The sequence below is a fragment of the Streptomyces coelicoflavus genome (genome assembly GCF_045041415.1).
GTDB classification, from domain to species: Bacteria; Actinomycetota; Actinomycetes; order Streptomycetales; family Streptomycetaceae; genus Streptomyces; species Streptomyces coelicoflavus.
In genome coordinates this window covers 6,305,250-6,323,611 of record NZ_CP108218.1, presented here as the reverse complement: position 1 = coordinate 6,323,611, position 18,362 = coordinate 6,305,250, and the positions used below count along the sequence as shown (strand labels likewise).

The 18,362-nt window shown below is 71.8% G+C and carries 12 protein-coding genes; 3 read left to right on the top strand and 9 right to left on the bottom strand.

Annotated features, from left to right (window positions below):
* Window positions 1–2 precede the first annotated feature (2 nt).
* From OHA99_RS28315 to uvrC, 7 genes are all read right to left on the bottom strand, one after another.
* Window positions 3–1,214 (bottom strand): phosphoglycerate kinase, encoded by a 1,212-nt coding sequence (locus OHA99_RS28315; protein WP_153180396.1) that lies wholly within the window; start codon window positions 1,212–1,214, stop codon window positions 3–5.
* A gap of 133 nt (window positions 1,215–1,347) precedes the next feature.
* On the bottom strand, window positions 1,348–2,358 hold the full coding sequence (gene gap, locus OHA99_RS28310) for a type I glyceraldehyde-3-phosphate dehydrogenase (protein WP_153180395.1): 1,011 nt from the start codon (window positions 2,356–2,358) through the stop codon (window positions 1,348–1,350).
* Window positions 2,359–2,585: 227 nt separating this feature from the next.
* A complete protein-coding gene (locus OHA99_RS28305; protein WP_405698297.1) occupies window positions 2,586–5,567 on the bottom strand; it encodes a M14 family zinc carboxypeptidase in 2,982 nt (993 codons plus the stop codon).
* A gap of 242 nt (window positions 5,568–5,809) precedes the next feature.
* Window positions 5,810–6,802: a DNA-binding protein WhiA gene (whiA, locus tag OHA99_RS28300; RefSeq protein ID WP_007448247.1), complete on the bottom strand. Its 993-nt coding sequence runs from the start codon at window positions 6,800–6,802 to the stop codon at window positions 5,810–5,812.
* Window positions 6,793–7,884, bottom strand: a complete 1,092-nt coding sequence (yvcK, locus tag OHA99_RS28295; RefSeq protein ID WP_054103417.1) for a uridine diphosphate-N-acetylglucosamine-binding protein YvcK — start codon at window positions 7,882–7,884, stop codon at window positions 6,793–6,795. Before yvcK ends, whiA begins: the two co-directional genes overlap by 10 nt.
* 7 nt (window positions 7,885–7,891) lie before the next feature.
* The gene (rapZ, locus tag OHA99_RS28290; RefSeq protein WP_007448225.1) at window positions 7,892–8,854 is read right to left on the bottom strand and encodes an RNase adapter RapZ; all 963 of its coding nucleotides are present in this window, start codon (window positions 8,852–8,854) and stop codon (window positions 7,892–7,894) included.
* A complete protein-coding gene (gene uvrC, locus OHA99_RS28285) occupies window positions 8,851–11,037 on the bottom strand; it encodes an excinuclease ABC subunit UvrC (protein WP_405698296.1) in 2,187 nt (728 codons plus the stop codon). Before uvrC ends, rapZ begins: the two co-directional genes overlap by 4 nt.
* Before the next feature lie 440 nt (window positions 11,038–11,477).
* On the opposite strand from uvrC, the gene OHA99_RS28280 reads away from it, so the two are divergent.
* Window positions 11,478–12,428: a hypothetical protein gene (locus OHA99_RS28280; protein ID WP_153180392.1), complete on the top strand. Its 951-nt coding sequence runs from the start codon at window positions 11,478–11,480 to the stop codon at window positions 12,426–12,428.
* Window positions 12,429–12,482: 54 nt separating this feature from the next.
* On the opposite strand, the gene OHA99_RS28275 is transcribed toward OHA99_RS28280, so the two are convergent.
* Window positions 12,483–12,908, bottom strand: coding sequence for a Rieske (2Fe-2S) protein (locus OHA99_RS28275; protein WP_007448228.1), 426 nt, complete (start codon window positions 12,906–12,908; stop codon window positions 12,483–12,485).
* Between the two features lie 235 nt (window positions 12,909–13,143).
* On the opposite strand from OHA99_RS28275, the gene OHA99_RS28270 reads away from it, so the two are divergent.
* Together OHA99_RS28270 and OHA99_RS28265 are read left to right on the top strand one after the other, a co-directional pair.
* Window positions 13,144–14,250 (top strand): LacI family DNA-binding transcriptional regulator, encoded by a 1,107-nt coding sequence (locus OHA99_RS28270; RefSeq protein ID WP_153180391.1) that lies wholly within the window; start codon window positions 13,144–13,146, stop codon window positions 14,248–14,250.
* A complete protein-coding gene (locus OHA99_RS28265; RefSeq protein WP_153180390.1) occupies window positions 14,247–15,155 on the top strand; it encodes a carbohydrate kinase in 909 nt (302 codons plus the stop codon). The genes OHA99_RS28270 and OHA99_RS28265 overlap by 4 nt, the downstream gene beginning before the upstream one ends.
* Window positions 15,156–15,227: 72 nt before the next feature.
* On the opposite strand, the gene uvrA is transcribed toward OHA99_RS28265, so the two are convergent.
* The gene (gene uvrA, locus OHA99_RS28260; protein ID WP_153180389.1) at window positions 15,228–18,278 is read right to left on the bottom strand and encodes an excinuclease ABC subunit UvrA; all 3,051 of its coding nucleotides are present in this window, start codon (window positions 18,276–18,278) and stop codon (window positions 15,228–15,230) included.
* Between the last annotated feature and the right edge of the window lie 84 nt (window positions 18,279–18,362).

The following is an 18,362-nucleotide window of genomic DNA, read 5'->3' as shown; positions in this document are numbered from 1 at the left end:
GGTCAGTCCTCCAGTGCGGCGAGGCCGGGGAGCGTCTTGCCCTCGAGGTATTCGAGGGAGGCGCCGCCGCCGGTCGAGATGTGGCCGAATGCGTTCTCGTCGAAGCCGAGCGTGCGCACGGCCGCGGCGGAGTCGCCGCCGCCGACCACGGTGAAGCCCGGGGTGTCGACGAGGGCCTGGGCGACCGCTTTGGTGCCCTCGGCGTAGTCGGGGTGCTCGAAGACGCCCATGGGACCGTTCCAGAAGACGGTGCCGGCGTCGGCGAGCTTCGATGCGTACAGCTTGCGGGTCTCGGGACCGATGTCCAGACCCTCCTGGTCGGCCGGGATGGCGTCCGCGGCGACGGTGGTGGGGTTGGCGGGGGCCTTCGTCTTCAGGTCCGGGAACTCGGGCGCGACCAGGACGTCGACGGGCAGGACCAGCTCGACACCGTTCTTCTCGGCACGCTCGATGTACTCCTTGACCGCCGGGATCTGGTCCTCCTGGAGCAGCGAGATGCCGACCTCGTACCCCTTGGCCTTGAGGAAGGTGTACGCCATGCCGCCGCCGATGAGGAGCCGGTCGGCCTTGCCGAGCAGCTGGTCGATGACGGCGAGCTTGTCGGAGACCTTGGCACCGCCGAGCGCGACGACGTAGGGGCGCTTGACGTCGTCGGTGAGCTTCCTGAGGACGCCGACCTCGGTGGCGATGAGGTACCCGGCGTAGTGCGGGAGCCGCTTCGGCAGGTCGAAGACGGACGCGTGCTTGCGGTGCACGGCGCCGAAGCCGTCGCCGACGTAGACGTCCGCGAGGCCGGCCAGCCGGTCGGCGAAGGCGGCGCGCTCGGCGTCGTCCTTGCTGGTCTCGCCGGCGTTGAAGCGCAGGTTCTCGATGACGGCGACACCGCCGTCGGCGAGGCCGGCGACGACGGCCTCGGCGGAGGTGCCGACCGTGTCCTCGGCGAAGGCGACGTCGGCGCCGAGCAGTTCACCGAGGCGGGCGGCGGCCGGGGCGAGGGAGAAGGCGGGGTCCGGGGCACCCTTGGGGCGGCCCAGGTGCGAGGCCACGATCACCCGGGCGCCCGCGTCGGCCAGCGCCTTGACGGTGGGCACCACGGCGCGGATGCGGCCGTCGTCGGTGATGGTGGTGCCGTCCAGCGGGACGTTCAGGTCGGCGCGGACGAAGACGCGCTTGCCCGCGACGCCTTCGGAGAGCAGTTCGTCGATCGTCTTCAAGAGGGCTCCTGGATTCTCGGATCGCTCGTGATCCTACGAGGGCTGGTGGCGGCGGACGCGACGCAGGGCCCGGACAGCGCGACCTTGCGCTGCCCGAGCCCTGCTACCGCATGAGGTGCCTTGCTGAAGTGGATCAGAGCTGGTTGCCGACGAAGACCGTGAGGTCGACGAGGCGGTTCGAGTAGCCCCACTCGTTGTCGTACCAGCCGAGGATCTTCACCGACTTGCCCTCCTGGACCATGGTCAGGGAGGAGTCGAAGGTGCAGGAGGCCGGGTCGCCCGTGATGTCCGAGGAGACGATCGCGTCCTCGGTGTAGAACAGGATGCCCTTGAGGTCGCCGTCGTCGGCGGCCTTCTTGAACGCGGCGTTGACCTCGTCCTTGGTGACCTCGCGCTGGAGCTCCACGACCAGGTCGGTGGCCGAGCCGGTCGGGACCGGGACGCGCATCGCGATGCCGTCGAGCTTGCCCTTGAGCTGCGGCAGGACCAGCGCGGTGGCCTTGGCGGCACCCGTGGTGGTCGGGATGATGTTCTCCGCGGCGGCACGGGCGCGGCGCAGGTCCTTGTGCGGGAAGTCCAGGATCCGCTGGTCGTTGGTGTACGCGTGCACCGTCGTCATCAGGCCCTTGACGATGCCGAAGTTCTCGTCGAGGACCTTGGCCATCGGCGCCACACAGTTGGTGGTGCAGGAGGCGTTGGAGATGACGTGGTGGCTGGCCGGGTCGTACTTGTCCTGGTTGACGCCCATCACGATGGTGATGTCCTCGTCCTTGGCCGGGGCCGAGATGAGGACCTTCTTCGCGCCACCGGCGATGTGCTTCTCCGCGTCCGCCTTCTTCGTGAAGATGCCGGTCGACTCGATCACGATGTCGACGCCCAGCTCGCCCCAGGGGATCTCGGCCGGGTTGCGCTCGGACAGGACCTTGATGGTCTTGCCGTCGACGGTGATGGTGTCCTCGGTGTGCGAGACCTCCGCCTTGAGGCGGCCGAGGATGGTGTCGTACTTCAGCAGGTGGGCGGTGGTCGCGGTGTCACCCAGGTCGTTGACAGCCACGATCTCGATGTCCGCACCCTGCTCCAGCAGCGCGCGGAAGTAGTTACGACCGATGCGGCCAAAGCCGTTGATGCCTACGCGGATCGTCACGAACCGATCTCCTCGTTGGTACGCCGGCCCGATGTGCCGGCGAGCTGTATTTGGGATGTCCCCGACCACCTCCGACCCTACCTCCCTACGGCGTCGGGGGTGACATCGAGACGCCCCATACCCGGCAGGGCGGTCCGTACCCGCCAGTAGGGGTACGGACCGCCCTGGGCGACGGGGACCGATCACCCGATTTGGTTACACCGGGTCAGTCCCCCGCACACCGGGATTCACTCGTCCAGGGCACGCAGCGCCTGCCGGACCAGTGCCGCGCGGGCGGCCGGTTCGGCGAGGTGCTCCAGGCCGAAGCCGAGCAGCACGGTGTCGTCCGTGGTGACGGCGCCGTAGGTCTGGAACAGGGTCCCGGTCCGGGTCCAGTCCTTCAGGACGGCGGGACTGCCCGCGGGCGGGCCGGAGACCCGCCAGGCGCCCAGCGAGGTCTCGAAGCCCTCGGTCTGCGTCGCCGTGCCACCGACGACCAGGGAGGCCTCGTCGGCGAGGACGCCGCGGCCGCCGCTGCCGGGGTCGGTGACGTAGGCGACCGACAGCTCCACGGACTTCCCGGCGTAGGCGCTCAGGTCGAACTCGACCTGCTTCCAGCCGCCGGAGGAACCGGTGAGGCTGTTCCACTGCCCGGTGGTGCCGGTCGCGGTGCAGCCCTCGTCGGACAGCGTCAGGTAGTGCGCCAGCCAGGGGTGCCCGGCCAGGTAGAACCCGGCCGCGCACTCGGCGGGCACGGCCGTGCCGGTCGCGCCGTTCGCCTCGGGCAGCGTGGTCCAGTCGTCGGCGCCGGTGGTGTGCGCCTCGACCAGGGCGTTGTCGTAGCCGCGCTCGGTGTCCCACAGCAGCTGGGTGCGGAGCGTGGGACGGTCGGAGGCGGTGACTCCGGTGAGGTCGACGGTGCGGGTGAGGCGCTTGTAGGCGTCGTCGGTGTGGACGGCGGCGGCCATCCACTCCCCCGCGTACGGCCCGTACGGGTTGACCGTCCCGGCGAACTTCCCGGCGCCCGCGCTCGCGAACTGCGGGTAGGTGCCGGGATCCAGCTCGTCGGAGGTCACGCTGTACGCGCCGGCGGCGTCCAGCGGGTTGCCGGGGGCGTCGCCGAGGGCGCCGTCGGCCTGGTCGAGCTTGCCGGAGCCGGTGAACCCGGTGGCGCCGGAGGTGGCGGTGCGGGTGTAGGCGCCCAGGTAGTACTGGCTGAAGTCGTCGGAGAGGGTGCCGCCGCCGAGGTCGACGTCGCCGCCGGCCTGCTCGCCGGCCTCGATCAGCTTGCCGCCCTCGTTGAGGAAGGCGCGCAGCTGGAGCTGGGTGGCGTTGCCGGGCACCGCGGCGCCCGTGTAGTGGACGACCGTGTCGAAGTGGCCGAGGACGCCGAGCGCGTCGGGGGCGCCCTGCGTGGCGACGTCCCAGACGGCGGCGCGGTGGCCGTTGGCCTTGAGCGCGTCGACGTACGTCTGGGTCTGCGTGGCCTTCGCGCCCTCCTCGGCGACGACGAGGATGTCGGCGCGGGGCCGCTCGGCGACCTTGTACGTGAAGTGCTCGCTCTCGGTGCGCTTGCCGTGCCGGTCGTGGCCGTGGTGGGTGCCCCGGGGTGCCTCGCCGGTGAACCAGACCTCGACGCGGTCGCCGGGGTCGGCGCCCCTGACCTCGGCCCGGTACTCGTCGAAGTAGAGGTTGTCCTCGCCGCCGTACGTCTCGCCGCCCCGCCAGGGCCGCAGCGTCGCGTCGTGGGTGCGTCCGCCGTTGACGCGGTACTTCAGCTCCTTGTCGCGCACGGACTTGCGGACGACGACGGAGACCTCCTGGCCGGCGCCGCGCGCGTAGGAGGTGGTGAAGGGGGCCGGGGTGAAGTCGGCGGCGTCCAGGCCGACCGAGGAGGACGGCCGGTCGGGGTGGGCGGCGGTCTCGGCGACGGAGAGCGCGAAGGGGATGTTCTTGGCGAACTCCTGCTGGATCAGCTTCTCGTCGTCGGGGAAGTTGAAGCCCGACCGGCAGTCGCGCGCGTTCCACTGGTCGTCGGGGTCCACGTCGGAGGCCGTCTTGCAGGTCGACATCTCCGGGGTGAACATCGCCATGCCGTTGACGTTGGCCGCGTGCCCGTCGGCCTCGCCGTTGGTGGTGTACAGCTCCGAGGAGACCTGCGGGTGGTAGCCGGGGATCGCCGAGTTGTCGGGGGTGCCGGCCAGCGCCTTGTAGAGGACGTCGTCCGGGGTGTTGGTGGCCACCTGCCAGCCGACGCCGTAGAGGAGGAGTTCGGCGGCGGAGTGGTAGTTGATGCCGTACGTGAAGCCGATGCGCTTCTGGAAGGCGTCCAGCGCCTTGGTCTCGGGCTCGGAGCCGGGGCTCGCGCCGCGGTAGGTCTCGCTGGTGGGGTTGGGGGACGAGCCCTCGTCGTCGTAGCCCCACTTGTAGGCGAAGTTGCGGTTGAGGTCGACGCCGTCGCCGGTGCTGATGGTGCCGTCGCCGTTGACGTCGCGCAGGTTCTTGCGCCACAGGCGGTTGTCGTCGCTCTCGAAGGTGTAGTCGTAGCCGTCGGGGTTGGCCGACAGGACGAACCACAGCTCGGTGGAGTCGACGATCTTCCTGATCCGCCGGTCCTTCTTGTAGTTGTCCAGGTAGTGGTGCATCAGCCGCCGGGTCATCTCCGGGGTGATCCACTCACGCGCGTGCTGGTTGGACATGTAGAGGACGGAGGGCTTGGAACCGTCCCTCGACTTCTTCGCGTGCTTGGTGAGCTTGAGCGCCAGGATGTCCTGGCCGTTGACCGTCTTGCCGATGGAGACGACCTTGGTGAGGCCGGGGTTCTCGCGGGCGGTGCGGAGGATCTCCTCGCGCAGGCCGCCGCTGCCGCTGTAGGGGCGGAAGACGCCGTCGGCCGCGTCGTCGACGCGCTCGGCGGCCTTGGCGGACAGGGTGTGCTCGGCGAGGTCGACGCCCTGTTTCTCGAGCGTGCCGGCCTGCTTGTCGGTGAGGTAGAGCTCGACGGCGGCGGTTCCCCGGTCGGGTACCTGCTCGCCGAGTTCGTGGCCGTCCTGGCCGGCGGCCAGCAGCAGGGGTACCTGCTCCTTGGTGACGTCGGCGCGGAAGACCTTCACTTCGTTCGCGTCCGGGGTCGCCGGGTCCGCGGGTTGTGCCTGGGCGTTGGGTGCGAAGCTCGCTCCGCCGATCAGGAGCGCGCCGACGGCGAGGATCGTTCTCGCTCTTCGTCTCATGAAACCCCCTGGGTGGGGCCTGTCCGACAGGCCTGGGTCCGCCACGGCGGCGAACAGATGCCAGGCTCATGACAGCTCATGATCGAGTCAAGAGTGCGGCAAGGACACGCGAAAGCCGGTACCGGTCACCCAAGTGGGCGCCGGCACCGGCGTGTTGGCGATCGCGTTCGAGGGGACGGCGCCACCTGCCGTCCACGGCGCGGCCTCCGCCTGGCCACGGCGCCGCCTCGGCCTGTCCTCGCTCAGCCGACGAGGTTGTCGGCCATCTCCTCCTCGCCGAGGTTGGCGTCCGTGCCGGCGATGCCCAGGTCCGAGGCCCGCTTGTCGGCCATGGCCAGCAGGCGGCGGATGCGGCCGGCGACGGCGTCCTTGGTCAGCGGCGGGTCGGCGAGGGCGCCCAGCTCCTCCAGGGAGGCCTGCTTGTGCTCCATACGGAGCCGGCCCGCGGCGGCGAGGTGCTCGGGCACGTCGTCGGCGAGGATCTCCAGGGCGCGCTGGACCCGGGCGCCGGCGGCGACGGCCGCGCGGGCGGAGCGGCGCAGATTGGCGTCGTCGAAGTTGGCGAGGCGGTTGGCGGTGGCGCGGACCTCGCGCCGCAGCCGCCGCTCCTCCCAGGCCAGCACCGCGTCGTGGGCGCCGAGCCGGGTGAGCAGCGCACCGATCGCGTCGCCGTCGCGGACGACGACCCGGTCCACCCCGCGCACCTCGCGCGCCTTGGCGGGGATCGACAGCCGACGGGCGGCGCCCACCAGCGCGAGCGCGGCCTCCGGGCCCGGGCAGGTCACCTCCAGGGAGGAGGAGCGGCCGGGCTCGGTGAGCGAGCCGTGCGCCAGGAAGGCTCCGCGCCAGGCGGCCTCGGCGTCGCAGGTGGCCCCCGAGACCACCTGCGGCGGCAGACCGCGGATCGGGCGGCCCCGGCCGTCCACCAGGCCGGTCTGCCGGGCCAGCTGGTCACCGCCCGCGACCACCCGGACGACGTAACGCGAACCGCGGCGCAGCCCGCCCGGCGCCATCACGATCAGCTCGGAACTGTGTCCGAAGATCTCCAGGATGTCCTGCTTCAGCCGGCGGGCCGCCCTCGCGATGTCCAGCTCCGCCTCGATCACAATGCGCCCGCTCACCAGGTGGAGGCCGCCGGCGAACCGCAGAATGGCGGAGACCTCCGCCTTTCTGCAGCAGGTCCGGGTGACGGGGAGCCGGGAGATCTCGTCCTTCACCGCTGCCGTCATCGCCATGGGCCGATCCTTCCATGCATCCGAAAAATACGGTCGTACGCGGCGGCCAGCAGCTCCGGGTCGTGCCTCGGGGTCCCGTCGGTCCGGGCGACCGGAGCCAGCTCGACCGCGGCGCCGAACCGTTTCGCGGCGTCGGTGAGCGAGTCACGGTCGGGCACGGCGGCCTCGTCGGCCAGCACCACGTCCAGGGCGAGTTTAGGGGCGTGTCGTCCCAAAACCTCCAAATGACGCTGCGGTGAGAAGCCCTCAGTTTCTCCGGGCTGCGGGGCGAGGTTCAGCGAGAGCACCCGGCGCGCCTTCGTCTCGACCAGCGCGTCCAGCAGATCCGGCACGAGCAGGTGCGGGATGACCGAGGAGAACCAGGAGCCGGGGCCCAGCACCACCCAGTCGGCGTCCAGGACGGCGTCGACCGCGTCGGGGACGGCCGGCGGGTCGCTGGGCACCAGGTGCACGGACTGCACCTCACCGGGTGTGAGCGCCACGGTCGCCTGTCCCCGTACGGTGTCCACCTCGTCGGGCCGCTCCGGGTCGTGGCCCCTGACCAGGGCCTGGAGCTCCAGCGGGACGGCGGACATGGGCAGCACCCGCCCGTGCGCGCCGAGCAGCTTGCCCACCAGGTCCAGCGCCTGGACGTGGTCGCCGAGCTGCTCCCACAGGGCGACGATCAGCAGATTGCCGACCGCGTGTTCGTGCAGGTCGCCCTGGGACTGGAAGCGGTGCTGGATGACGCGGGCCCAGGTCTGGCCCCAGTCGTCGTCGCCGCACAGCGCGGCCAGCGCCTTGCGCAGGTCGCCGGGCGGGAGTACGCCCAGCTCGTCGCGCAGACGCCCGCTGGAGCCGCCGTCGTCGGCGACGGTGACGACGGCGGTGAGGTCGCCGGTGATCCGGCGCAGTGCGGCGAGCGAGGCGGACAGACCCATGCCGCCGCCGAGGGCGACGACCTTGGGCTGGGCCCCCCGGCGGCGCGGCTTGCCGCCGCGCGTCTGTTCGGGCCGGGCCGCCCGGGCGTCGGCGGGCCTGCCGCCGCGCCCCTCGGGCACCACCCGGCGCAGCCTGCTCAGCCGCGGAGTGCGTCCTGTCATTCCCCTGTCATTCCCGTCCCATGTCCCGGTGGACGACCACCGTCTCCACGCCCTCGGCGGCGAGCCGGGCGGCGAGCTTCTCCGACATGGCCACGGACCGGTGCTTGCCGCCGGTGCAGCCGACGGCGACGGTCACATAGCGCTTGCCCTCCCGACGGTAGCCCGCGGCGATCAGCTGGAGCAGCTCGGCATAGCGGTCGAGGAACTCCTTGGCCCCGGGCTGGTTGAGGACGTAGCTGGAGACCTCCTCGTTGAGCCCGGTGAAGGGGCGCAGCTCCGGGACCCAGTGCGGGTTGGGCAGGAAGCGCATGTCGACGACGAGGTCGGCGTCGACCGGGAGCCCGTACTTGAACCCGAAGGACATCACCGTGGCCCGCAGCTCGGGCTCCTCGTCGCCGGCGAACTGCGCGTCCATCTTGGCGCGCAGCTCGTGCACGTTGAGGCTGGAGGTGTCGATCACCAGGTCGGCGTCGCCGCGCAGCTCCCGCAGCAGCTCGCGCTCGGCGGCGATGCCGTCGACGATGCGGCCGTCGCCCTGGAGGGGGTGCGGACGGCGCACCGACTCGAAGCGGCGCACCAGGGCGTCGTCGGAGGACTCCAGGAAGACGATCCGGCGGGTGACGCCGCGGGCGTCGAGGTCCGCCAGGGACTCGCGCAGGTTGTCGAAGAAGCGCCGGCCGCGGACGTCGACGACCACCGCGATGCGGGCCACGTTGCCCTGGGAACGGGCACCCAGCTCCACCATCGTGGGGATCAGCGCGGGCGGGAGGTTGTCGACGACGAACCAGCCGAGGTCCTCCAGACACTTGGCGGCCGTCGAGCGGCCGGCCCCGGACATGCCGGAGATGATCACCAGCTCGGGGATGGCCGCCTCGTGCGCCCCGGCTGTTTCCTTGCCCGTACTCACCTGTGCTCCGTCGTCGCGCGTCTGTTCTCGGTCCGCTGCGGGCTGTGCCTCGTGCTCGGTCATCTCTCCTGCCCCCGTCGTTCGTCCGGGGTGCCCGCGGACACGGGCTCCCCCGGGGCATCCGCCGTCGTCTCGGGTGCCCCGTCCTCGTCATCCATGATCTCTCCGGTCGCCGTGTTCACGGCGGGCCCGGCCGGGGTGGCCCCGGCCAGGGCAGCGGCGACGGTCTCGGCCGTCTTGCGGCCTATGCCGGGCACCTCGCAGATCTGGTCGATCGTCGCCGACCGCAGCCTCTTCACCGAACCGAAGTGCTTGATCAGTGCCTGCTTGCGGGTCTCCCCCAGGCCGGGCACCTCGTCCAGCGGGCCGGCGCGGAAGCGTTTGGCGCGCTTGGCGCGCTGGTAGGTGATCGCGAAGCGGTGGGCCTCGTCACGGACCCGCTGGAGCAGGTAGAGGCCCTCGCTGGTGCGGGGCAGGACGACCGGGTCGTCCTCGCGGGGCAGCCAGACCTCCTCCAGGCGCTTGGCGAGACCGCAGACGGCGACGTCGTCGATGCCCAGCTCGTCCAGCGCCCGCTGGGCGGCCGCGACCTGCGGCTGCCCACCGTCGACGACGACGAGCTGCGGCGGGTACGCGAACCGCTTGGGCCGGCCGTCCTCGTCCTTGAGCGCCGGTCCGTGGGTGAGGGCCTCGCCGTCGTCCGGGCCGGCCCCGCCGGCCGTGCCGGCTCCACCGTCGGTGCCTGCTCCACCGTCGGTGCGCTGCCCGCCGTCGGTGCGCTGCTCATCATCGGTGCGCTGCTCGCCGTCGGTGAGTCCCTCGCCGTCCGCCCACTCGCCGGTCTTCTCCTTCTCGGCGAGGTAGCGGCGGAAGCGGCGGGTGATGACCTCGTGCATGGAACGGACGTCGTCCTGTCCCTCGAAGCCCTTGATCTGGAACCGCCGGTATTCGCTCTTCCGGGCCAGCCCGTCCTCGAAGACGACCATGGAGGCCACGACGTCGTCGCCCTGGAGGTGCGAGATGTCGTAGCACTCGACGCGCAGCGGGGCGCTGTCGAGGTCGAGGGCTTCAGCGATCTCCTCCAGCGCGCGCGAGCGCGTGGTCAGGTCGGAGGCGCGCTTGGTCTTGTGCAGGACGAGGGCCTGCTGGGCGTTGCGCTGGACGGTCTCCATCAGCGCCTTCTTGTCGCCGCGCTGCGGAATGCGCAGCGACACGCCCGACCCGCGGCGCTCGGTCAGCCACTGCTGGACGGGCTCGACGGGGTCGGGCAGGGCGGGGACCAGGACCTCCTTGGGCACGGCGTCGCCGCTCTCCTCGCCGTACAGCTGCTGGAGGGCGTGCTCGACGAGGGCGCCGGTGGTGATCTCCTCCACCTTGTCGGTGACCCAGCCGCGCTGGCCGCGCACGCGTCCGCCGCGCACGTGGAAGATCTGGACGGCCGCCTCCAGCTCGTCCTCGGCGACCGCGATCAGGTCGGCGTCGGTGGCGTCGGCGAGCACGACCGCGCTCTTCTCCATCGCCTTCCTGAGGGCACCGATGTCGTCCCGCAGGCGCGCCGCCCGCTCGTACTCCATCTCCTCCGCGGCGTCGGCCATCTGCCGCTCCAGGCGGCGCAGGTACGTGCCGGTGCGGCCGGCCATGAAGTCGCAGAACTCGTCGGCCAGGTCCCAGTGGTCGTCGGGCGTGATCCGGCCGACGCAGGGCGCGGAGCACTTGCCGATGTAGCCGAGCAGACAGGGGCGGCCGGTGCGGGCGGCGTTCTTGAAGACGCCCGCGGAGCAGGTGCGCACCGGGAAGACGCGGAGCAGGAGGTCGACCGTGTCGCGGATCGCCCAGGCGTGGCCGTAGGGCCCGAAGTAGCGCACGCCCTTCTTCTTGTGGCCGCGCATCACCTGGACGCGCGGGAACTCCTCGTTCATCGTCACCGCGAGGTACGGGTAGCTCTTGTCGTCGCGGTACTTGACGTTGAACCGGGGGTCGTACTCCTTGATCCAGGAGTACTCCAGCTGTAGCGCCTCGACCTCCGTGGACACCACCGTCCACTCCACGGACGCGGCCGTGGTGACCATGGTGCGGGTGCGCGGGTGCAGGTTCGCCAGGTCCTGGAAGTAGTTCGCCAGGCGTTGGCGCAGGCTCTTCGCCTTTCCGACGTAGATCACCCGGCGGTGCTCGTCGCGGAACCTGTACACCCCCGGGGAGTCCGGGATCTCTCCCGGCCTGGGGCGGTAGCTGGAGGGGTCGGCCATGACTCACACCCTACTGGCGCGGACCGACACTACGGCGGGGCTGTGGACGACGGGCCGGACCCTCTGTGGACAACCGGCGGGGAGACCGCGGGCAGCCGGCGAGGAGGGGCGCGGGGAGCCGGAGAAGGAGGTGGCGGGCAGCCGGAGAGGAGGGGCGCGGGCAGCCGGAGGAGAGAACCCGGGGAAGACGGTGCGGGGCCGGCCGGTCACGGTGGGTGGCGCCCGGGTGGGCGGGCCGGTGCGTTCTCGGCCAGGAGCGCACGGCGGCCGGCCGCCAGGTGTTGTCGGGACTAGGGCAACACGCTTCAATGCGGGGGGACTCGGGGCCTGAAGCGCGGCGTACGGATGTGAAGACCTCTGCGCCGCGACCGGGGGCGGCCCCGGCCGATCCGTGTCGACGGTCTGACCAGCCGTCGTGAACTTCACAGAAGGGCCCCTGCATGCCGCACGCCACACAGCACGCGGACGTCGCCACCGCTCAACTCGACTCGGCCCTGCGCGGTGGCCCCTTCCACGTCGCGCTGCGCGCGGCGATCGCCGCGCGCGGGCTGCCGTTGCAGCGCGTGCAGCACCATCTGTCGCGCCACGGTGTGAAGGTGGGCGTCACGAGTCTGAGCTACTGGCAGCAGGGGGCCCGGCGCCCGCAGCGTCCGGAGTCCCTGCGGGCCGTGCGGGCCCTGGAGGAGATACTCCAACTGCCCGAGGAGTCGCTGATCCGCCTGCTCGCCGAGTCCGACGCACAGGCTCCGGACCGGCGGCCCGCCCACCGCACCTACCGCGCCCGCCTGGCGGCCTCCGGCGTCCTGGACGGGCTGCTGACCGAACTGGGATGCCCGTCACCGGACGGCGGGGTGCACACCCTCGGACACCACGAACGGATCCGCGTCGGGCCCGGCCGTGAACTGGCGGGGCGCGAGTCCCACCTCATCGTGCGCGCCCACCGGGACGGCGTCGACCGCTTCGTCGCCGTCCACTACGGCGATCCGGGGTGCGTCCCCGCGCGGATGACGGTCCACGCCCTGGAGAACTGCCGCACGGGGCGGGTACGCGCCCACCACGAGACCGGTCTGCTCGTGACCGAGCTGCTCTTCGACACGCGGCTGGGCACCGGCGACACCCACCTCTTCCGTTACGGCGTCGAGGACGGCACGGCCGGTGTGTCGCGCGAGTACGTCCGCGGGTTCGGTACGGCGGGCGGGCAGTACGCGCTCCAGGTGCGGTTCGACGTCGCGGCCCTCCCGGTGCGCTGCCACCGGTTCACGCAGCACTCGCCGGCGGCACCGCGCGGCGGCCGGCAGGAGCTGGCGCTCAGCGGACGGCACCACTCGGTGCACCTGGTGGAACCGCGGGTCAGGTCGGGGATGCTGGGCATCGGCTGGGACTGGGAGTAGGCCTTCCAAGGAGGACGCCGACTCCTTCCGGGGAGGACGCCGGCTCCCCACCGGTCAGGTCCCCGGGCTCGCGACGATCCGGCCCTGCTTCACCTCGACCGGCAGCTCGACGAGGGGCACGGTCGCGGGGGCGTGCAGCACCTCGCCGGTGCGGGCGTCGAACTCGCTGCCGTGGCAGTTGCAGACGAGTGTGGTCCCCTCCAGCTTCTTGATGGGGCACCCGGCGTGCGTGCACACCGTGCTGAACGCCTTCAGGGAGCCGTCCTCGGCCCGGCTGACCACCACGTTCCCGTCCGGGAAGAGCTTGGTCGCGCCCTTGGCGACCTCGCCGTCCGCGCCGAGGTCCACCGGCGCGGTCGGCCTGGCCGGGACGGCGCCGTCGTCGCCCGGGGAGCACGCGGCCAGACCGAGTCCGGCGACGGGCGTGGCAGCCACCGAACGCAGGACGGTACGGCGACTCGGAACGGGGCGGCCGGTCATGGGGTCTCCACTGGTCGGGCGGGGCGGGGCGGGGTGTGGCGGGGTGTGGCGTGAGCGGGGATGCGCTTCAGAGCGACGATATCCGGCTGTCCGGGCGGCCCCGCGGCCCGGGTGGCGGGGAGGCGGAGGCCACCGCCCGTGCACGTAAACGCTTGCGCAAGCGTTTACGCGCCCGTGGAGCATGGGGTACGGTCCGGCCAGAACGCGACCGCGAGGCAAGCGAAAGGGGTGCGCGGTGACGACCATGGCCGACGTCGCGCGGAGCGCCGGGGTCTCCGTGGCGACCGTTTCCCACGTGCTCAACGGCACCCGCCCGGTGCTGCCGCACACCCGCCGGGCGGTGCTCGACGCCGTCGAGGAGCTGGGCTACACCCCGAACACCCTCGCGCGGTCCCTGGTGACCTCCCGCACCCGCTCCATCGGACTCGCGGTGTCGGCGATCAGCAACCCGTACTTCACGGAGATCCTCCAGGGCGTCGAGGCCAGTGCGCTCGAGCACGGTTACGGCCTGCTCATCGCCGATCCGCACGACGACCCCGGGCACGAGCGCAAGGTCGTCCAGCTGCTGCACGAGCGGCGCGTGGACGGCGTGATCGTCGCGCCCTCCGCGGACCCCCGGGATCTCGTCGCCTACCTCGCGCGCCACCGGGTGCCGACGGTGTTCCTCGACCGGATGGTCGACGTGCCGGCGGCCGAGGACGCTCCGCCTTTCGATCAGGTCTGTGCCGAGGGTGCCGAGCCGACCGCCGGACTGGTGGGCCATCTCGCCGGGCTGGGCCACCGCCGGATCGGACTGGTGGCGGGCCGGCCGGGACTCAGCACGACCCGCGAGCGGATCACCGGGTACCGGCACGGCCTCGCCGCCGCCGGGCTGCCCTTCGACGAGCGGCTGCTGGTCCACGGCGACTCCGAGGCGGCCGGCGGCGAACGGGCGGCGGCGCGACTGCTGTCCCTGGCGGTGCCGCCCACCGCACTGGTCACCGCCAACAACGCCATGACCATCGGCGCCCTGCGCGCCGTCCGCGAGCGGGGCCTGTCCGTACCCCGCGACCTCGCGCTGTGCTGCTTCGACGACTTCGCCTGGGCGGACCTCTTCTCGCCCCGGCTCACCGCGGTCGCCCAGCCCAGCAGGGACATCGGCGCGCGGGCCGTACGGCTGCTGCTTGAGCGCCTCGCCGAGCCGGACCGGCCGGCGCGGACCGTGCGGCTGCCCTGTTCCCTCGTCCACCGCACCTCCTGCGGCTGCCCCGAACAGCCCGAACAGCCCTCGGAACGGTCCGAGCGGTTTTCCGGGCCGTCCGGACCAGCCCACGCCAAGGCCCACGAAAGGACCCTCCCGTGATCGTCGTCGCCGGTGAGGCACTGATCGACCTGGTACCGCAGGGCACGGGCGCCCTCGCCGCGCTGCGGCCCGCGCTCGGCGGCGGTCCGTACAACACCGCCGTCGCGCTGGGCCGCCTCGGCTCGCCCGCCGCGTTCTGCTCCCGGGTGTCGTACGACGCCTTCGGCGAGGCGCTCCTCGACCGGCTGCGCGAGACCGGCGTGGACGTCTCGCCGGTGCAGCGCGGGACCGAGCCGACGACCCTCGCCGTGGCCTCGCTCGACGCGGACGGCTCGGCGGCGTACTCCTTCTACGTGGACGGGACGGCCGACCGGCTGTTCACGACGCCCGCCGGTCTGCCGCCCGGCACCCGGGCCGTCTCCTTCGGGACGTGTTCGCTGGTGCTGGAGCCGGGCGCGAGCGCGTACGAGGAACTGCTGCGCGAGACGGCCGCGCGGGGTGTGTTCACGGCCCTGGACCCGAACATCCGGGCCGGGCTGATCCCGGACCCGGACGCCTACCGGGCCCGGTTCAAGAGCTGGCTGCCGTCGGTGTCGCTGCTGAAGCTGTCCGCCGAGGACGCCGAGTGGCTCGGCGGCACGCCCCGGGAGTGGCTCGCGGCGGGCCCGGCCGCGGTCGTGGTCACCCGGGGCGGCGACGGTCTGACGGCGTTCACCCGTGACGGGGGCGAGTACACGGTGCCGGGCGAGCGCGTCGAGGTGGTGGACACGATCGGCGCGGGCGACACGGTGAACGCGGCCCTGCTGCACGGCCTCGCGGCACGGGACGCGCTCGGCGACACGGCGGTGGCCGCTCTGGGGGCGGACGGCTGGGCCGGGCTGCTGGGCTTCGCCGCCCGAGCGGCGGCGGTCACCTGCTCCCGCGCGGGCGCGGAACCGCCGTACGCCCATGAGGTCGCCGGCTGACGGACGGACACGGACACCGGATACGGCGCCGGGCCCCACGGACGATTCCGTGGGGCCCGGCGCCGACCGGACTCAGGCCTTGCTCGTCCGCGTGGTCTTCTTCGCGGCGGGCGTGGCGGCCTTCTTGGCCGTCTTCGCCGCCGTCGCCGTCTTGGCGGCGGTGGCCTTCTTCGTGGCCGTGGCGGTGACCGCCTTGGTGGCGGTCTTCTTGGCGCCGGCCTTGGCCGCGACCGTCCTCGCCGCCTTGCGCGGCCTGGTCACCGAGGCCGCGTCGCTGACCCGGTCGGCGCCGAGAACGTCTTGCAGGAACTTGCCGGTGTGGCTGGCGGGGACGCCCGCGACCTGCTCGGGCGTGCCCTCGGCGACCACCAGGCCGCCGCCGGCGCCGCCCTCGGGGCCCATGTCGACGACCCAGTCGGCGGTCTTGATCACGTCGAGGTTGTGCTCGATGACGATGACCGTGTTGCCCTTGTCGACGAGACCGCCGAGGACCGTCAGCAGCTTGCTGATGTCCTCGAAGTGCAGACCGGTGGTCGGCTCGTCCAGGACGTAGACCGTGCGCCCGGTGGAGCGGCGCTGCAGCTCGCTGGCGAGCTTGACGCGCTGGGCCTCACCGCCGGACAGGGTGGTCGCGGACTGGCCGAGACGGACGTAGCCGAGGCCGACGTCCTTGAGGGTCTTCATGTGCCGGGAGATGGCGGGGACCGCCTCGAAGAAGTCGGTCGCCTCCTCGATCGGCATGTTCAGCACGTCGGCGATGGACTTGCCCTTGTAGTGGACCTCCAGGGTCTCCCGGTTGTACCGGGCACCGTGGCAGACCTCGCACGGGACGTAGACGTCCGGGAGGAAGTTCATCTCGATCTTGATGGTGCCGTCGCCCGCGCAGTTCTCGCAGCGGCCGCCCTTGACGTTGAAGGAGAACCGGCCGGGCAGGTAGCCGCGGACCTTCGCCTCCGTCGTCTCAGCGAACAGCTTGCGGATGTGGTCGAAGACGCCGGTGTACGTCGCCGGGTTCGACCGCGGGGTGCGGCCGATGGGCGACTGGTCGACGTGGACGACCTTGTCGACGAGGTCGTCGCCGTCCACGCGCGTGTGCCTGCCCGGGACGTTCCGCGCGCCGTTCAGCTCGCGGGCCAGGTGGGTGTACAGGATGTCGTTGACCAGCGTCGACTTGCCGGAACCCGAGACGCCGGTGACGGCCGTGAAGACGCCCAGCGGGAAGGACACGTCGATGTCCTGGAGGTTGTTCTCCCGGGCACCGTGCACGGTGAGCCGCCGGGAGGGGTCCTGCGGGCGCCGGATGTCGGGCAGCGGGATGGCCTTGCGCCCGGACAGGTACAGGCCGGTCTGCGACTCGGCGTTGTCGAGCAGCTCCTTGAGCGAGCCGCTGTGCACCACCTTGCCGCCGTGCTCTCCGGCGCCGGGACCGATGTCGACGATCCAGTCGGCGACCTTGATGGTGTCCTCGTCGTGCTCGACGACGATGAGGGTGTTGCCCATGTCGCGCAGCCGGACGAGGGTCTCGATCAGCCGGTGGTTGTCGCGCTGGTGCAGGCCGATGGACGGCTCGTCGAGGACGTAGAGCACGCCGACGAGTCCGGAGCCGATCTGGGTGGCCAGCCGGATGCGCTGGGCCTCGCCGCCGGAGAGGGTGCCCGCCGCGCGGTTCAGCGAGAGGTAGTCGAGGCCGACGTCGACCAGGAAGCGCAGCCGCTCGTTGACCTCCTTCAGCACGCGCTCGGCGATCTTCTTGTCGCGGGCGTTGAGCTTCAGCTCGCCCAGGAAGTCCGCGCAGTCGCTGATCGACATCGCCGAGACCTCGGCGATCGACCTGCCCATGACGGTGACCGCGAGGACGAGGGGCTTGAGGCGGGTGCCCGCACAGGTGGGGCAGGGCACCTCGCGCATGTAGCCCTCGAAGCGCTCGCGGCTGGAGTCGCTCTCGGCCTCGCTGTGCCGGCGCTTGACGAAGGGGATGGCGCCCTCGAAGGCCGTGGTGTACCGGCGCTCGCGCCCGTACCGGTTGCGGTAGCGGACCTCGACCTGGGTCTTGTGGCCGTTGAGCAGGGCCTTGCGGGCGCGCAGCGGCAGGCCGGCGAAGGGGATGTCCGTACGGAAGCCGAGCGCGTCCGCGAGGGCGCCGATCAGGCGGCCGAAGTAGTCCTTGGTGTGCCCGTGCGACCAGGGGTGGATGGCGCCCTCGTCGAGGGACTTGTCCTCGTCGGGGACGATCAGCTCCGGGTCGACCTCCATGCGCGTGCCGATGCCGGAGCAGTCCGGGCAGGCGCCGAAGGGCGAGTTGAAGGAGAAGGAGCGGGGCTCCAGCTCCTCGAAGGACAGGTCGTCGTAGGGGCAGTACAGGTGCTCCGAGTACATGCGCTCGCGCTCGGGGTCGTCCTCGGGGAGGTCGACGAAGTCGAGCACGACCATGCCGCCGGACAGGCCGAGCGCGGTCTCCACGGAGTCGGTGAGGCGCCGCTTGGCGGTGTCCTTCACGGTGAGGCGGTCGACGACCACCTCGATGGTGTGCTTCTCCTGCTTCTTCAGCGTGGGCGGGTTGGACAGCTGGACGGTCTCGCCGTCCACCCGCGCGCGGGAGTAGCCCTTGGTCTGGAGGTCCGCGAAGAGGTCGACGAACTCGCCCTTGCGCTCGCGCACCAGCGGCGACAGCACCTGGAAGCGGCTGCCCTCCGGCAGCTCCAGGACCTTGTCGACGATGGCCTGCGGCGACTGGCGCGAGATGGGCCGGGAGCATTCCGGGCAGTGCGGCTTGCCGATGCGGGCGAAGAGCAGGCGCAGGTAGTCGTAGACCTCGGTGATGGTGCCGACCGTGGAGCGCGGGTTGCGCGAGGTCGACTTCTGGTCGATGGAGACCGCCGGGGAGAGGCCCTCGATGAAGTCGACATCCGGCTTGTCCATCTGGCCGAGGAACTGCCGGGCGTAGGAGGAGAGCGACTCCACGTAGCGCCGCTGGCCCTCGGCGAAGATGGTGTCGAAGGCCAGGGAGGACTTGCCCGACCCGGACAGGCCCGTGAAGACGATGAGCGAGTCACGAGGCAGGTCGAGCGAGACGTTCTTCAGGTTGTGCTCACGCGCGCCACGGACGATGAGACGGTCGGCCACGCCGGTCCGCACCTTTCTTGAGAGAAGTGACAGGGGCGAGGCCCCCGTCTTTCTCAGACTAGGGGGAGCCACTGACAACGCCGG